This is a genomic window from Acinetobacter sp. YH12102, from assembly GCF_013419125.1.
Taxonomy (GTDB): Bacteria; Pseudomonadota; Gammaproteobacteria; order Pseudomonadales; family Moraxellaceae; genus Acinetobacter; species Acinetobacter pseudolwoffii.
In genome coordinates this window covers 1-15,473 of sequence record NZ_VPAS01000006.1, presented here as the reverse complement: position 1 = coordinate 15,473, position 15,473 = coordinate 1, and the positions used below count along the sequence as shown (strand labels likewise).

Annotated in this window: 14 protein-coding genes, 4 tRNA genes and 1 pseudogene; 4 read left to right on the top strand and 15 right to left on the bottom strand. The window is 43.0% G+C overall.

What is annotated here, in order from left to right:
- The first annotated feature begins 28 nt into the window (after window positions 1–28).
- Window positions 29–283, top strand: a complete 255-nt coding sequence (locus tag FTU42_RS07350; protein WP_180083218.1) for a hypothetical protein — start codon at window positions 29–31, stop codon at window positions 281–283.
- Between the two features lies 1 nt (window position 284).
- Here FTU42_RS07350 and FTU42_RS07345 read toward each other — a convergent pair whose 3' ends face one another.
- The 7 genes from FTU42_RS07345 to FTU42_RS07315 all read right to left on the bottom strand — a co-directional run bounded on the left by FTU42_RS07345 (window position 285) and on the right by FTU42_RS07315 (window position 3,083).
- Window positions 285–728, bottom strand: a complete 444-nt coding sequence (locus FTU42_RS07345; protein WP_034608591.1) for a DUF2726 domain-containing protein — start codon at window positions 726–728, stop codon at window positions 285–287.
- A gap of 62 nt (window positions 729–790) precedes the next feature.
- A tRNA-Asn gene (locus tag FTU42_RS07340) sits at window positions 791–866 on the bottom strand.
- A 6-nt stretch (window positions 867–872) separates the two neighbouring features.
- Window positions 873–948: transfer RNA gene (locus FTU42_RS07335), tRNA-Asn, on the bottom strand.
- A 292-nt stretch (window positions 949–1,240) separates the two neighbouring features.
- A tRNA-Asn gene (locus FTU42_RS07330) sits at window positions 1,241–1,316 on the bottom strand.
- Window positions 1,317–1,321: 5 nt separating this feature from the next.
- A tRNA-Asn gene (locus FTU42_RS07325) sits at window positions 1,322–1,397 on the bottom strand.
- Window positions 1,398–1,544: 147 nt separating this feature from the next.
- Window positions 1,545–2,171 (bottom strand): superoxide dismutase, encoded by a 627-nt coding sequence (locus FTU42_RS07320; protein ID WP_159138016.1) that lies wholly within the window; start codon window positions 2,169–2,171, stop codon window positions 1,545–1,547.
- A gap of 153 nt (window positions 2,172–2,324) precedes the next feature.
- Window positions 2,325–3,083, bottom strand: a complete 759-nt coding sequence (locus tag FTU42_RS07315) for a Nif3-like dinuclear metal center hexameric protein (RefSeq protein ID WP_159138015.1) — start codon at window positions 3,081–3,083, stop codon at window positions 2,325–2,327.
- Window positions 3,084–3,253: 170 nt separating this feature from the next.
- Here FTU42_RS07315 and FTU42_RS07310 point away from each other — a divergent pair, with 170 nt between their 5' ends.
- Both FTU42_RS07310 and FTU42_RS07305 read left to right on the top strand, forming a co-directional pair.
- The gene (locus tag FTU42_RS07310) at window positions 3,254–4,435 is read left to right on the top strand and encodes a trypsin-like peptidase domain-containing protein (protein WP_005096426.1); all 1,182 of its coding nucleotides are present in this window, start codon (window positions 3,254–3,256) and stop codon (window positions 4,433–4,435) included.
- A 137-nt stretch (window positions 4,436–4,572) separates the two neighbouring features.
- Window positions 4,573–4,830 carry a hypothetical protein gene (locus FTU42_RS07305; RefSeq protein ID WP_005096427.1) on the top strand — a complete coding sequence of 86 codons (258 nt, stop codon included), beginning with the start codon at window positions 4,573–4,575 and terminating at the stop codon, window positions 4,828–4,830.
- Window positions 4,831–5,170: 340 nt separating this feature from the next.
- On the opposite strand, the gene FTU42_RS07300 is transcribed toward FTU42_RS07305, so the two are convergent.
- From FTU42_RS07300 to lipA, 3 genes are all read right to left on the bottom strand, one after another.
- Window positions 5,171–5,560 (bottom strand): carboxymuconolactone decarboxylase family protein, encoded by a 390-nt coding sequence (locus tag FTU42_RS07300; RefSeq protein WP_100357211.1) that lies wholly within the window; start codon window positions 5,558–5,560, stop codon window positions 5,171–5,173.
- 168 nt (window positions 5,561–5,728) lie between these two features.
- Window positions 5,729–8,233, bottom strand: coding sequence for an acyl-CoA dehydrogenase (locus FTU42_RS07295; RefSeq protein WP_159138014.1), 2,505 nt, complete (start codon window positions 8,231–8,233; stop codon window positions 5,729–5,731).
- 708 nt (window positions 8,234–8,941) lie between these two features.
- The gene (gene lipA, locus FTU42_RS07290; RefSeq protein ID WP_005096430.1) at window positions 8,942–9,955 is read right to left on the bottom strand and encodes a lipoyl synthase; all 1,014 of its coding nucleotides are present in this window, start codon (window positions 9,953–9,955) and stop codon (window positions 8,942–8,944) included.
- Window positions 9,956–10,168: 213 nt separating this feature from the next.
- Between lipA and sthA the strand changes: the two genes are divergently transcribed.
- Window positions 10,169–11,584 (top strand): Si-specific NAD(P)(+) transhydrogenase, encoded by a 1,416-nt coding sequence (sthA, locus tag FTU42_RS07285; RefSeq protein ID WP_005096431.1) that lies wholly within the window; start codon window positions 10,169–10,171, stop codon window positions 11,582–11,584.
- 138 nt (window positions 11,585–11,722) lie between these two features.
- Here the strand turns inward: sthA and FTU42_RS07280 are convergent, their stop codons facing one another.
- From FTU42_RS07280 to FTU42_RS07270, 5 genes and pseudogenes are all read right to left on the bottom strand, one after another.
- Window positions 11,723–12,052: a four-helix bundle copper-binding protein gene (locus FTU42_RS07280; protein WP_100534368.1), complete on the bottom strand. Its 330-nt coding sequence runs from the start codon at window positions 12,050–12,052 to the stop codon at window positions 11,723–11,725.
- Between the two features lie 300 nt (window positions 12,053–12,352).
- Window positions 12,353–12,448: pseudogene (locus FTU42_RS14880) on the bottom strand (TauD/TfdA family dioxygenase); the annotation flags it as partial.
- A gap of 163 nt (window positions 12,449–12,611) precedes the next feature.
- A complete protein-coding gene (locus FTU42_RS14875; protein ID WP_005096435.1) occupies window positions 12,612–12,746 on the bottom strand; it encodes a hypothetical protein in 135 nt (44 codons plus the stop codon).
- A complete protein-coding gene (locus tag FTU42_RS07275) occupies window positions 12,739–13,953 on the bottom strand; it encodes an MFS transporter (protein ID WP_100357208.1) in 1,215 nt (404 codons plus the stop codon). Before FTU42_RS07275 ends, FTU42_RS14875 begins: the two co-directional genes overlap by 8 nt.
- A gap of 154 nt (window positions 13,954–14,107) precedes the next feature.
- Window positions 14,108–15,160, bottom strand: coding sequence for an OmpW family protein (locus FTU42_RS07270; protein WP_159138013.1), 1,053 nt, complete (start codon window positions 15,158–15,160; stop codon window positions 14,108–14,110).
- Window positions 15,161–15,473: the final 313 nt, after the last annotated feature.

Sequence of the window (15,473 nt, the reverse complement as noted above, 5' to 3'; positions counted from 1 at the left end):
TAAATGACGAAATTAAAGTAGGTTTGTTATGTCTGAGCAGCCGCAGCCCCGCAGTGTTAAAAAGCTGGTAATTTTAGGTGCGCTATTATGTATACCGATATTTTTGGTGAGTATGGCTTTTCTTGCGGTAAATAGTGATGCTAAAAATCAGGAAAAATATAAACAGCAGCAGGCAGAAATGATTGCGCGCATCGAAGCGCGAGAAGCTGCGGAAAAGCTCAAAGCAGAGCAAGATGCAAATTCAACCCAAGCTGCATCCGAAAGCGCAGTAACCTTACCTTAAACTATCTCAAATCTCTTTGCAGTTGTCTGATGCTTGGAATCTGAGTGTATCGAATCACGGTATAGCCTGCTGCAATCAGCATGGCATCCCGTTCAGCATCTTCCTGCTCTTTGCCAATGTGGCTGGGATCATCCAGTTCAATAATGGTCAGTACATTATAGTCACGATCAAGCACCACAAAATCTGTAACTTTACGATTGAACTGATTACGCATGTTCATCTGGTCATGGGTAATCAAGGCGCTAAAGGCAACCTGAGCCAGAATATGATGATGAGGAAAGGCTTCTTTTAGGCGTATAAACATCCTGCTTTCAAAAGCAGTAATCACACGCTTCGGATAGAATTTTTTTTGACGGGTGAACAGATGCGGGAAGAGCAGGCAAACTAACGCAAAAGTTGCCAGGCAGCCAATCACAAAAAATATAAACTGACTCAAATTAAACACAGATCACAAATAGGGACGAATAAAAAAACCCACTTCGCAATGAGTGGGTTTTTTCAGAATCTTGGCTCTCCCACCTGGGCTCGAACCAGGGACCTGCGGATTAACAGTCCGTCGCTCTACCGACTGAGCTATGGGAGAATAGATTGGCTCTCCAACCTGGGCTCGAACCAGGGACCTGCGGATTAACAGTCCGTCGCTCTACCGACTGAGCTATTGGAGAATCTGACAGCGATTATAGAGAGATTTAAAAAGGGGTCAAGGCACTTTTAGAAAAAAGCCGAAGAAATTGAATCAAGTGTTTTAAAAATAGTCGAAAAGGCTTGGAGTTCAAACTGTTATGTTTATGTAAACAGTCGGAGCAGTCAGATTGTTATCAGCCTTAATTTTTATAAGTGATCTGGCTCAGAGAATATAAGGTAGCTAATTGTATATACAGATATCACTACCGATCTCAATTTAAAAAAGCAGATATAAAAAAACCCACTTCGCAATGAGTGGGTTTTTTAGAATTTTGGCTCTTCCACCTGGGTTCGAACCAGGGACCTGCGGATTAACAGTCCGTCGCTCTACCGACTGAGCTATGGAAGAATAGATGGCTCTCCAACCTGGGCTCGAACCAGGGACCTGCGGATTAACAGTCCGTCGCTCTACCGACTGAGCTATTGGAGAATCTGATCGGCATTTTAGGCAGGAAACCCAAGGTCGTCAATCAATTAATGTAAAGAAATGAATTGTTTGCTTTATAAATATTCATTTGGGGCTTAAAAATAAAAAAATCACCCGAAATGGGTGATTTTTTAGCAAAGAAATAAAGAATTATTTCTCAACACCTGCAGGCTGACCTGCATATTTCGCATTTGCATAATCCCAGTTTACTAGGCTTTCCAGGAAAGTAGAGATGTATTTAGGACGTGCATTACGGAAGTCGATGTAATAAGCATGTTCCCAAACGTCAATCGTCAATACTGCAACTTTACCATGCGCCATTGGCGTATCAGCATTTGAAGTTTTCATGATTGACAGTTGACCGTTTACTTGGTCAGCCACTAACCAAGCCCAACCTGAACCGAACTGAGTGGTTGCAGCAGCAGCAAATTCTTCAGCAAATTTTTCGTAAGAACCGAAAGCTTCATCAATTTTTGCAGCCAAAGTGCCCGTTGCTTTACCGCCACCGTTTTTAGCCATACAGTTCCAGTAGAACGTGTGGTTCCAAACTTGGGCAGCGTTATTGAAAACACCTGCTTTAGACGCATCACCAGCAGTTGCTGTAATGATTTCTTCTAGAGTTTTGCCTTCAAGCTCAGTACCAGCGATCAGGTTGTTCAGGTTAACCACATAAGTATTGTGGTGTTTGTCGTGATGGTATTCTAAAGTTTCTTTGCTGATGTGTGGAGCAAGATCTTCGTAGCCATAAGGTAATGCTGGTAAAGTAATGGTTGTCATGTTCTCAATTCCTTGCATTTAGCTGGGTTTTAACAATAAGTGGCTTTATTGTAATAGATAATCGGACAAAATGGGCATTGCGTATAAATAACAATACACAATAAATCCTGAAAATATATAAATAAAGCTCGTGGAAAATGCTGTCAGCGAGAATTAAATCGGATTGTCTAATTCGTAATAAGCATACTCAATATTAAACTGTTCTGAAATCGCTTTGGCCAGGCGCTGTACACCATATTTTTCAGTGGCATGATGGCCACAGGCATAATAATGTACATTCAGTTCCTGAGCTTCATAGAAGGTGCGTTCGCTCACTTCACCAGAAATGTAAGCATCACACTCTTGTAGCGCTGCTTTATGAATATAATCCTGCGCACCACCGGTACAGAAACCGACTTTATGGATTTGAGTTTTGTCCGCAGGAAGATGAATTGCATCAAAGCCAAGTTTTTCTGAAACATGGTTTTTAAAATATTCAGGGCTCATCGGTTGTTTTAAATAGCCAATATTGCCAATCGGATGGCGTTCACTCAGATCCAACTGTTCGATATTTTCCAGTTCTAATAAATCTGCAATCGCCGCATTATTGCCTAAAGTTGGATGACTGTCTAAAGGCAGATGATAGCCAACCAGAGAGATATCATTTTGAATTAAGGCTCTAATCCGTTTACCGCGCATACCAGTGATCGGATAGGCTTCACCTTTCCAGAAATAGCCATGATGAACCAGCAGTAAATCTGCGCCTTGCTCAATTGCCGCTTCGATCGCACTTTGCGAAGCACTCACGGCACACAGGATTTTATTGACCTCAGATTTACCTTCAATCTGCAAGCCATTCGGTGCATAGTCCTTAAATTCACGTGCTGCCAAAGTCTGTTCACACCACTGAATAATATCGTTTAAATTCGCCATAAAATTCCTGTTCGTTTAAAAACTTGCCAATATTTATCTTTATATTTAATTGTAACTAAAGCTGCACAAAACTCTGTGGAATTTTTTGTGTTTAGTTATGTATTTCGCATTACAATAGAACACAAATTACTTAGTCATCAACGAATTAAAATATTTTAGAGGATAACAACGTGCGCCGCACCTTTACATGGTTACCCTGGGTGTTACTGATTTTGGTCATTATCGGTTTTTTGGGGTGGCAACAACTACAAAAACCAAAAGCACCGGTTGCACCAGATGGTGTCAAGATGCCTGCTGAAAAAGTAGAGCCGTTGATTGATACGTCGCGCTCAGGAGGCGTGGTCTCCTATAGTGCTGCGGTAAGAGTGGCAGCGCCGGCTGTAGTCAATATCTTTACCACTCAAAAAGTCAAACAGCAGGCTCATCCTTTGCTGACCGATCCGGTCTTTCGTGAGTTTTTTGGCGATCAGTTGCCTGACCAGTATGGACAAAGTCCGAATGAGAACAGTTTAGGTTCCGGGGTGATTGTACGTCCTGATGGTTATATCCTGACCAATAATCATGTGATTGCACAGGCAGACCAGATTGTGGTGGCATTGCAGGATGGACGACGTGCTGAAGCAAAAGTTGTGGGAATGGATCCAGATACCGATCTGGCAGTGATTAAAATTGAACTGGATCAATTACCCGTGTTGCCTTTTAAATTGAGTGGCAATGAAGTCGGTGACGTCGTTTTGGCCATTGGTAACCCATTTGGTGTGGGTCAAACCGTAACGCAAGGGATTATTTCAGCAACAGGGCGTTCAGATCTGGGCATTAATACCTATGAAGACTTTGTGCAAACCGACGCTGCAATTAACCCGGGAAATTCAGGCGGAGCCTTGATCGATGTCGCAGGTAACCTGATTGGGGTGAATACGGCAATTTTCTCGCAAACTGGTGGTTCACTGGGGATTGGTTTCGCCATTCCAGCCAAAATCTGCCAGCAGGTGATGAATGCTATTCTGAAAGATGGCCGTGTCGTTCGTGGCTGGTTAGGAATCAGTTTATTACCGACAGAACGTGATGATGTACTGCAACCTAAAGAGAAAGGGGTGACTGTCGCAGAAGTGCTGGCAGATGGACCGGCAGCGAAAGCGGGCATCCAGCGTGGCGACAAAATTATGAAAGTGAATGAGGAAGAGATTAGTTCGGCTTCGCATTTGATTAATTTTGTTGCCCTGCAAAAGCCGAATAGTACCATTCAGATTGAAGTAGAGCGTGCTGGAAAAACCATGATGCTGGATGTAGTAGTGACTGAGCGTAAAGCACAAAACAGTTCTTCCCAATATATTCCACTGCCCGGTCAGTAAGTTTCTATTTAAAAAATCCCTCTGCAGAGGGATTTTTTTTGCCTGTTATTTTTTAGTTACCTGATACAAAAATGAAATACGGCTTTTGGTTTAAATCATTTAACTTGATGAAATTACATCAAAAGAGAAAATAAAAAATGACTTTTATGACGGCGGATCAGGCCAAGGTTTTATCAGATGTGGCCAATTTGAATATTGAGGTCTATAAGCCGCGTCTAGCCAAGTTAATTGAAGAAAATGCGAAACAGGGCAATACCGCAGTCATTACTGTATTTCCCAAACATTTGCCTTTGGAAGATATTCGGGCTTTATCAGCCGAGTTGACTGAACTGGGCTATAACGTACGTTTTGAAGTGCTGGAGTTTTATTATAGCTTTAATGTGTACTGGCTCTAGTGTGAATCTTCATTGAACTAAGGCTTATTTTGAGCCACTATTTTACTGGATCTGTCTGATTTGATCTTATGAGTGATCGGGCTGTATGTGATCAAAGACGCGAGTTTTTATAAGTAGGTGCTCAACTCTAAAAAATCCATCAGTTTTATTTTAGAATCATTATTGTAATGTACCGAGAATCTACAACTTCTCGGTACATATTCATTTGACGGATAGGCTGAGATCAGGGTAAGCAACTAAAATCAGCTGAGCTTTATTTAGCCTAAGTAACTTATGAATCATCTGCAAAATTAAATTGTGAGCTTATTTCTAAAACGGCTCAATTTCATCTGCAACCAAATTATTCCTGATTCACCTGATATTCCTGGATCACTTCAAGTGCCGCCCGAAATGCTTCCTGAGTTGCTGGTGCACCGCAATATGGCAGGCTATGGAGTAACACTTCCTGAATTTCCTCAACCGTCGCACCGTTGTTAAGAGCGCCCCGAACATGGCCTTTTAGTTCAGTGGGGCTTTTTTGAGCCGTAAGGAAAGCAATGGTAATTAAAGAACGATATTTACGTGGCAATACACCTTCACGTTGCCAGGTTGAACCCCAGGCATGTTCATTAATCCAGTCTTGTAGAGGCTGGGTAAAAGGCACGGTATTTTCCTGTGCACGTTTGACAAAGCTTTCGCCCATGACATCAGTACGCACTTTCAGGCCATTTTCATAATCTTGTTGTGACATGGTTTACCCTCAATTTTCTTATAGCTCTAGCTTAGTGCTTTTTATGCGAAATACCATCGTGCCATAGTCGTAAAAAAGTGGCTAAAAAGCCACTTGGAAAGGTTCTAAAGTGAAATATTCAACTACATCCCACTTTGGAATTTATGACACCTTTGGTCAAAGTTTGATTTAAGGCGAAGTTGAGTGTGAAGGATCGGTTTGAACAGAAGTATCGGTTCCTGTCGCATCTGCTTTACGAATATGGGGGTTCTCCAGCTCCAATACTTCCTGTAAATGCAGATCAAAGACATCTGTGAGCATGCTGTCATAACGACGTGCATTATAGTGAAGCAGCTTTTCTGCTTCTTCATCATTAATAAAGCCATGTTGCTGTGCATCTGTCACATGCTCGGCAAAGCTTAGACCTTTAAACTGACCTTTGTTTTCAGCTTTTTTAAAGCGATCCCAAAGCTGTTCAATATCCAGTAGTAAAGCGAAAGTCGATTCCATGCGTCCAGTGACATCAGTTTTATGGGTATTATAATAGACATGCTTCTTCAATACCTGACGGAATGCGTTATCTTCCATCATGCTATTTGCAACCTGCTGTTTAAGCTGGTCTGAGGGTTTGTGTACGGGACGGCCAAATGGGAAACATAACAGTTTGATCATGCCTGCTGCTGCACCGGCCGGGAAGTTAGCAAACAGATCATAAAATGCTTCCTGCGCTGTATAGAGTGACTTTTCTATTGCAAGCTGTGCATGCAAACGTTCAGCTTCAGTCTTTTTGCTATGCTCAAAATACTTCAGAATAGAGGAGGCAATAAACAGGTGAGCATGAATATCGGCGAGACGTCCGGACAGCATTTCTTTGCGTTTGATATCGCCTGCCAGTAAACCCAGACACATGTCTGCAGTTAAGGCAAAGTTGGCGCTCAGCCGGTTAATGACCTTGTAATAAGGTCGGGTAAACTCAACCGCACTTTGAGGTGCTGTACTTGAACCACCCGTAAATGCGTAGGCAAAGGAACGGGCGGTACGGTTAAAGGTATATCCCAGATGTTTAAACAATAAATGATCAAAAGGCTTGAGTGCGGCTGCCGGGTCTTCAGCCTGTAAGAGTTGTAATTCTTCATAGAGATAAGGATGGCAACGCATTGAACCCTGACCGAAAATCATCAGGGAACGACTGAGAATATTTGCACCTTCAACGGTAATGGAGACTGGAATCGCCTGATAATAAGGTGCCAGAAAATTACGTGGCCCCATCTGAATGGCGCGGCCACCGACCACATCCATCCCGTGATTCACCACCTTACGCATTCCCTCTGTGGCATAGTATTTGGCAATCGCTGTCATTACAGCAGGCTTGCCGCCCTGATTAAGGCCACAAGTCACCAGATAACGGAAAGCTTCCAGCATATAGGTATCACTGGCAATTTCACTATTGGCTTCCTGAACACCTTCAAACTTGCCGACTGAAATTTTAAATTGTTGACGGATTCGGGAAAAAGCCCCGACATTTAAATAAGTCATTTCTGCCGCAGAAGTAGACAGTGCCGGTAGGGAAATGCCACGACCCACAGCCAGACATTCCATCAGCATGCGCCAGCCCTTACCGGCATTTTTTACGCCACCAATAATCCAGTCCAGAGGAATAAATACATCTTTACCTTCAACTGTACCATTCATGAATGGTGGGCCGGGATTATGACGAGGACCTACTTGGACCCCTTCGTGACTGGCAGGCAGCAGGGCACAGGTAATACCATATTCAGTCTGTTCGCCCAAAAGATGATCCGGGTCATACATTTTAAAGGCCAGACCTACCACTGTTGCAATGGGTGCCAGCGTAATCCAGCGTTTGGAAAAATTCATTCGCAAGCCTAGGACTTCCTGACCTTCAAACTGGCCGTAGCAGACCACGCCAGTATCGGGAATAGCGCCTGCATCAGAGCCCGCTTCCGGACTGGTCAGGCCGAAACAGGGAATTTCTTCACCTCGCGCCAGGCCCGGCAGGTAACGGTTTTTCTGTTCCTCAGTACCATAATGCAGCAATAGTTCACCCGGGCCGAGAGAGTTCGGTACCATGCAACTCACGGCCGTGGTGAGGGAGCGAGAGGAAATCTTGCTCATCACCCGGCTTTGAGCAAAAGAACTAAATGCGCGACCACCATATTCTTTGGGAATAATCAGGCCCAAAAAACCATGCTCCTTAATATATTGCCAGACATGATCAGGCAGCGCTTTCTGCTCGTGAATTTCCCATTCATCCAGCATGCTGCACAAGGTTTCAACTTCATTGTCCAGAAAAGCCTGTTCTTCTAGCGAGAGTTTTGGATAAGGATAGCTATTAAAGGTTTCCCAGTTCGGCGCACCCATAAACAGTTCTTTTTCCCACCAGCTGGTTCCGGAGTCCAGTGCTTCACGCTCTGTCGGACTGATGCTCGGCATGGCATTGGCCAGTGCTTTATAGGCCGGTCTGGAAATAAACGACATGCGCAGAGGGTCGATTATCACCACGAGGCTGATCAGGATGAGTGGGATACCAAGAATCAGTGACCACGGACTAAGAAAGGCACAGACCACTGACACGACCATCAGCACGATTGCACCCGCACTACGCGAGAGCTGAAAATAGAAAACTGCCCATAAACTCAGTAATAGCAGTAGCACAGCGAAAATAAATGACATTGTTATATTTCTCCAGATTTATACAACACCGGCTTTGTCTGGATTTCTCGGATATTTCACCACCGTTCATTCATTTTTAGTCGTTCGAGAATCAGACAGGTTTAGCATTGGATTTGTGAGAATGATCTTTTTAAGTATGGCAACGATATGTTTAAGTCTTGCATCTATTTTGAGGTTGTTGGAAAAATAATCAATCTTCAAGTGAGAACGCGCAAAGAAATGTGAAGATAAGTAATGACTTAATCTTTATCTCAAATAAAAAATGGGGTTTAACGCTCAGTAAAATTTTAATAATGGATATTAAAAAGCCCTCTACTGGAGAGTAATGCTGATCAGTTAAAGAATTTAGAAATAGACTCTTTAACTTTTTAGTCGTTCACGATGGAGTCTTAACTTTTTAAATCAAATATTTGTAAAACATTTGTTACTTTGGTTTTGCCCAAATGAGAAGCGAAACTTCGCAAGGAAGGCATCTTGTGATCCCTCACTGCAAAACTCGTCAGCCACTATCGACTCGTCAATTTGTCATGGAAACCATCATTTTTTTAATCTTGCGGTGCAATACACCTGATGCCTCAAATAGTTGCGGATGACTTTGCTATCTATCAAATATAATACTGAATTTAAAAAAGAAAATGCCAGTCAATTGCTTAACTGACTGGCATTACTCTACTTGAGAGGGCTTTTATTTCATTGGTTTAAACAGGACTAAGCTTCAATGGCCTGAACAGCAATTTTCTTGGCAGGGTCAGTTTTACGACGCACTGCTGGAACCGGTTCGCCGTAGTATTGACGATCGGCAAAGTAGCTTGAACGAACCATGGGTGCTGCCCAGATATTGCGGAAGCCCAGTTTTTGGCCATGTTCGGTATAACGTTCGAATTCTTCAGGGGTCACAAAGCGATCAATCGCTGCATGTTCTTTAGAAGGCTGTAGATACTGACCAATCGTCACATAGTCCACGCCGTGTGCATGCAAATCGTCAAGTAAGGCAAGCACTTCTTCTTCAGTCTCACCAATACCGACCATCAGGCCACATTTGGTTGGAATATCCGGGCAATATTCTTTAAACATTTTTAACAGGTTTAAAGAGTGCTGATAATCAGAACCTGGACGCATCGCCTTATATAAACGCGGCACTGTTTCAATATTATGATTAAACACATCGGGTGGACATTCGGTCATGATGCGCAGTGCAATATCCATACGGCCACGGAAGTCCGGTACCAGAATTTCAAGTAAAGTTTTTGGACTTAAAGCACGTGCTTCTTTAATACAATCGACAAAATGCTGCGCACCACCATCGAGTAAGTCATCACGGTCTACAGAGGTAATCACGGCATATTTCAACCCAAGATTAGCAATGGTTTCGGCCATGTGGCGCGGTTCATCTGCATCCAATGCATTTGGTCGACCATGTGCTACATCGCAAAATGGACAGCGACGGGTACAGATATCACCCATAATCATAAAGGTTGCGGTACCGCCACCAAAACATTCAGGCAGGTTTGGACAGGCTGCCTCTTCACAGACAGTATGTAGTTTTTGCTCGCGAAGCGTTGTTTTAATCCGTTGTACTTCTTCCGGCGCTGCCATCTTTACGCGAATCCAGTCCGGCTTACGTGGTGTTTCAACCGTAGGGATCACTTTTACAGGAATACGAGCGACTTTCTCTGCGCCACGAAGTTTGACACCCTGTTCAGGTTTACGGTTTTCAGACATATTCAACTTTTCCACTGTTTTTGAAGGGGGAGATGATCAAAGATAGCGCGTTTATTATAACGAACTTAGCTATAAATAGGGCAAAAAGGGGTATTCATTTAAAAAATGTTCTCATCAACCAATATATGTGAGTTAAATACACAAAATCAACAGGATTTACGTCATAATAAGCAGGTAGATTAAAGTGAATTTTTTAATTTTGAGGAGCGTTGAATGCCACGTAAAAAAGAGGTCGTTAGTGGGACTTTCGTTAAATATGATGCGGTAGTTCTAGGTTCGGGCCCTGCGGGCGAAGGCGCGGCAATGAAACTTGCCAAATCTGGTAAGCGTGTTGCAATCGTTGAGATGCGTGAACAGCTAGGTGGTAACTGTACCCATGTAGGTACTATTCCAAGTAAAGCATTGCGTCAAACGGTATCCAGTATTATCCGTTATCAACGTGATCCACTGTTTCAGAAAGTTGGGGACTGGAAACAGTTCACCATGAAGCAAGTATTGCGTCATGCGCATAAAGTGATTCAACAACAAGTAGATACACATTCACGGTTCTATGACCGTAACAAGATCGATATCTATCATGGTCGAGCCTATGTTCAGGATCAAAATACTATTTTTGTATTTAGTCCAGACGGCATTAAAGAAACCTTGATGTTTAAGCAACTGGTCATTGCCAGCGGTTCACGTCCGTATCGCCCAGAAATTCTTGATTTTAATCATCCACGGGTATTTGATTCAGATAAAATTCTGGATCTGGACTTTTCTATCCAGAAAATCATCATTTATGGCGCAGGTGTAATTGGCTGTGAATATGCATCGATTTTCATTGGTCTTGGGCATAAAGTTGATTTGATCAATACCCAGCACAAACTGTTAAGTTATCTGGATGATGAAATTTCCGATGCGCTGTCTTATCATTTGCGTGAACAAGGTGTGCTGATTCGTCACAATGAACAGATCGACTTTTTAGAAACATTTGATGATCATGTGGTGATGCACACGCAAAGCGGCAAAAAAATTAAAGCCGATGCAATTTTGTGGTGTAACGGCCGTTCAGGTAATACCGATGGTTTAGGGCTGGAAAATGTTGGCCTGAAACCAAACAGCCGTGGTCAGTTGACGGTAAATGATCAATACCAGACTGAAGTTGAAAATATTTATGCTGCCGGTGATGTAATCGGTTGGCCGTCGCTTGCATCTGCTGCTTATGACCAAGGTCGTTGCGCGGGTGCCAATATGAGCGGTGAGCCAGACGTTGCCCCCGTTACTGATATTCCAACCGGAATTTATACCATTCCCGAGATTTCTTCGATTGGTAAAACTGAGCAGCAGTTGACTGAAGAAAAAATTCCGTATGAAGTCGGTCAGGCCTCGTTCCGTCATTTGGCGCGTGCGCAAATTACCGGTGACACTATGGGCGAATTAAAGATTTTGTTCCATCGTGAAACGCTGGAAGTTTTGGGTGTACATTGCTTCGGTAATAATGCATCTGAAATTATCCACATTGGTCAGGCGGTGATGAACAGTCCAAACAATACGATCAAGTATTTTGTGGAAACCACGTTTAACTATCCGACCATGGCGGAAGCCTACCGTGTAGCGACACTCAATGGTATGAATCGTTTATTCTAAGCGAGATGTTTGCCTTGGATTTAAAAAACCCGTAAGTGAAGGCTTGCGGGTTTTTTGTTTTAAATGCTTTAAATCAGCTAGAAGATGAAGCATTGACCAATTCAATTCGGATGAAGATAAAGTTGATTAACTTGGTTTTTAAGCAGCCATTTTTCGGCATTCTTCTGCACAACGGCGACAGGCTTCTGCACATTGCTGACAATGTTCATGTTGGTGCTGACTGCATTCCTCTGCGCAATAATCACAAGCCTTGGCACACAGCTCGCAGATTTCCTGCATAAAAGGCGATTGCTTCTGCTCCATACGCGCGCAGAGCTGACAAATATCGGCACAATCCAGACAACGCTGGATGCATTCACGCATCATTTCTACATGTTCTTCTTTTAAGCAGGCAGCTGCACAAGCAGTACAGGTGAGGGAGCAGCTCATACAGGTTTGAACACAATCTGACAAATGACTGGTATTCATCTTTTTCTCCTTAAGGCGATAAACATATTCATGACTGAATACGCTAAGCAGAAAAAGGAAAACACACTAGGTTAATTAGGTGAGAAAAAGTAAAGAATAACTTGGTTATGTAAAAGGATATACGAAAGAATCTTATATTCATCAAGCTTGAAAAATAAAATTCACTCGAGCAGAACTGGCAATATCCCAAAAATAAAACACCATTGAGGTGGTTAGTTCCTCAATGGTGAAAGTGTATACCTCGCTGATCTAATTATTCTGGAAGGCTGGATCGTCCTTTTTTTATTATGATGTTTCTCATTAATACAGGCGACTACCGGCAAGACTGATCCGTTTGAGTAAATGGTGCTGATCGGCTGGAAAAGGACGACTGGAATGTAAAGTCTCGGAATTTTCTTGTTCATGAGCATCTAAGAAAATTGCCGATTGAAACAAAATTAAAAAAGTAATGATCGAAAGTTTATAAATAACCTTGTATTTTTATTATTCTATTGATTATGAATCATTTAAGGTATTGTGCTGTGAATTGTGTTTATTTAGCTGAGTAAATTTCAGCAGTTTAATGCGCACAAAAGGCCTGATTAAAGTATTCAAACAGCTGCGGTGTCTGGATCCATAATGCCACCGACAGAGCAAATAAAAGCAAGAGCGCCACAGCAATCGAGATTTTGAGTATGAGCATAGAATCAGTCATGCACAATTTGCTCCTCATTGACCCAGAAATGTACCAATACGCCAAAAATGCTTAAGGCAATCGACAGCATCCAGACAGCATTATAATTACCACTCAAGTCATGATTGACTCCACCAAGATAACCACCGAAAAACGAGCCGACCTGATGGGTAAAAAACACGATACCGCTGAGCATGGTCAGGTATTTCACCCCGAACATATTCGCCACAATGCCGTTGGTGAGCGGAACGGTCGATAGCCAGAGTAATCCCATAATGACACCAAAGGCATAGACTGTCCATGTGCTCAGTGGCAGCATGAGAAAGGCAGTAATTGCGATCCCGCGTAAGCCATAGAGACCCATCAACAAATGCGGTTTGGAATATTTACCCCCGAGCCAGCCTGCAGTATAGGTGCCGACCACATTAAATAGACCCACCAATGCCAGAAAAATAGTCCCTGTGGTGGCATTAAAACCGTGATCAATCAGATAACCCGGCAGGTGAATGCCAATAAATACCACCTGGAAACCGCAGACAAAAAAGCCCATAGACAGAAACCAGAAGGGTTTATGATTTTTCACCACCAGCAGAATCTGTTTAAAACTGAGGGACACTTTATTGGGTGTAGATGCTGCATTTGGATGAATATACATTGGTGCTTTCAGCATCCAGGCCAGTGGTACAATCAGGGCAATCAAAATCGCACTGACCACCAATGCTCCTGACCAACCGACATTCTGTAACAGCAACAGGGTCGAAGGCAGCATGATAAACTGGCCAAAAGATCCGGCCGCACTGGCAATACCCATCGCCAGACTGCGTTTTTCTGGTGGTGCAGCACGTCCTACAGCAGACAGTAAAACCGGAAAAGATGTTGCAGACAGGGCCAGACCTAAAATCAGGCCCACACTCAGATTTAACAGCAGTCCAGTAGAACTGACCGCCATGAGTAGCAAGCCCACGGCATAGAGTGCCCCACCTAAGGCAACGACAATCTTGCTGCCATATTTATCTGCGAAGGCTCCAGTAATGGGTTGTACTGCTCCCCAGATCAGGTTTTGCATGGCAATCGCCAAGCTAAAAACATTATGTCCCCAACCAAATTCATCACTCATCGGCACCAGATAAAGACCAAATGCATGACGTACGCCCAATGACAATGCCAGAATGATAGCGGAGCCAATCAGCATAAAAATAAGCGCTTTGGAAAATGGAGTATCGGACATAGGGCAGGCAGGCAGATAAAGTCAGCGCTTATAGTATTCGATTCAGGTAAAGGAGGCGATAAAATAAAAATTGATCGAAAGATAAATTTTTTTTATCAATATTTTAAGCCTAAAAAAACGGCCGAAGCCGTTTTTCTGAAACCTGATATTGAACTTAGAAACGCATGCCAATACCGGCATAGGCCAGAATCGGATTAATCTCAATATCTGCCTTGGAACGAATCAGTTCACCCAACGTACTATCAGTGACGGTAATGGTTGTATCATTTTTCAGATGTGCGTAGGAGACTGAGCCGACCGCAAACCAGGTATCATTAAAGTCATAACTGAAGCCAACCGTAGCGACAGGGGCAAAGACATCTGAGGCTTCAAGTTTTACTTTAGGATCGGCTTCACTTAGCTTACCTTCAAGGGAAGCACCAGCATTGCCTTGTTTAATATTGGCAATCATATGTCCAGCAGCAATCAGGTCCTGCTCGGTACGCGAGTTGATTTCCAGTTCATTAAAATAGGCATACATCACACCTAAGCCGACATAAGGACGAAATTTATTCACTCCGGTTTTACCAAAGTGATACTGGAATTCAACGGCAGGTGTCCAGGCACGGGCCGAGGCAGCAGGGCCATAGGCTTCCAAGTCTGTAATCAGAAGATCATTGGCCAATTCAAGGTTGCCTAAGGCACCCCCCAGGGGGGTTGCGATGGCCGAAAATGGGGCATAGATTTTACCACTGCCTTGTAAATCCACTTTGGGTGGAATACCAGCTTTCACTTCAAAGGAAATATGATCAGTAAAATAGTAATTGGTCATGATGCCTAAAGTCGTGACATCATCGGCTTCCAGACCAGTCCCTGGATTATTCCATTGCTCTAAACCTTGAATGGTGGCTTGCCCACTGAGGGGAGCCGAGATTTCGGGTAGGTTTAAAGCTAAATCGAGTAAAGGCGGGATTTTATAACCTTCACGAATATTGTCGCGTACAGTACTTGACTTGACTGCCCCGACATCACTTACTTCACCATTTTTGACCGCAGTATTGACTGCAAAAGCTTGGGCCTTACCTTGTGGCATCACATGTAGTGCACCCACAGACACAGAAAAGCGTTTAAAGCCATCTCCATCCTGTAGACTAAAATAAGGCGAATCTGCGTGGGCGACCATAGGTAAAGTGACAAGGCCTGCCATACATGCCAGCATTGTTTTCATTGATTTGGAACTCCATGTCCAGTGTATTTATTCGTTTTTCTAGTTCACTAATTATGTGAACTTCATTAAAAAATTCAGTTATAGAACAATAGATCAAAGGTTAACCATCGGTTAAGATTGGTAGCTTTTGTGTGTTTTTTGTATTCAAGGTTTGAGCTGTTAACAAAGAAACATCTGTAAAATAAGTCTTAGGACTTACGCATTGACGGATTCAAAAAAGTATTAAAATACTTTATAAAGTATCTGTGATCAGACGAATTAAACATGCTTCTACAGCAACTTGTACATTACCCATTTATATGGGCTTTCTCAT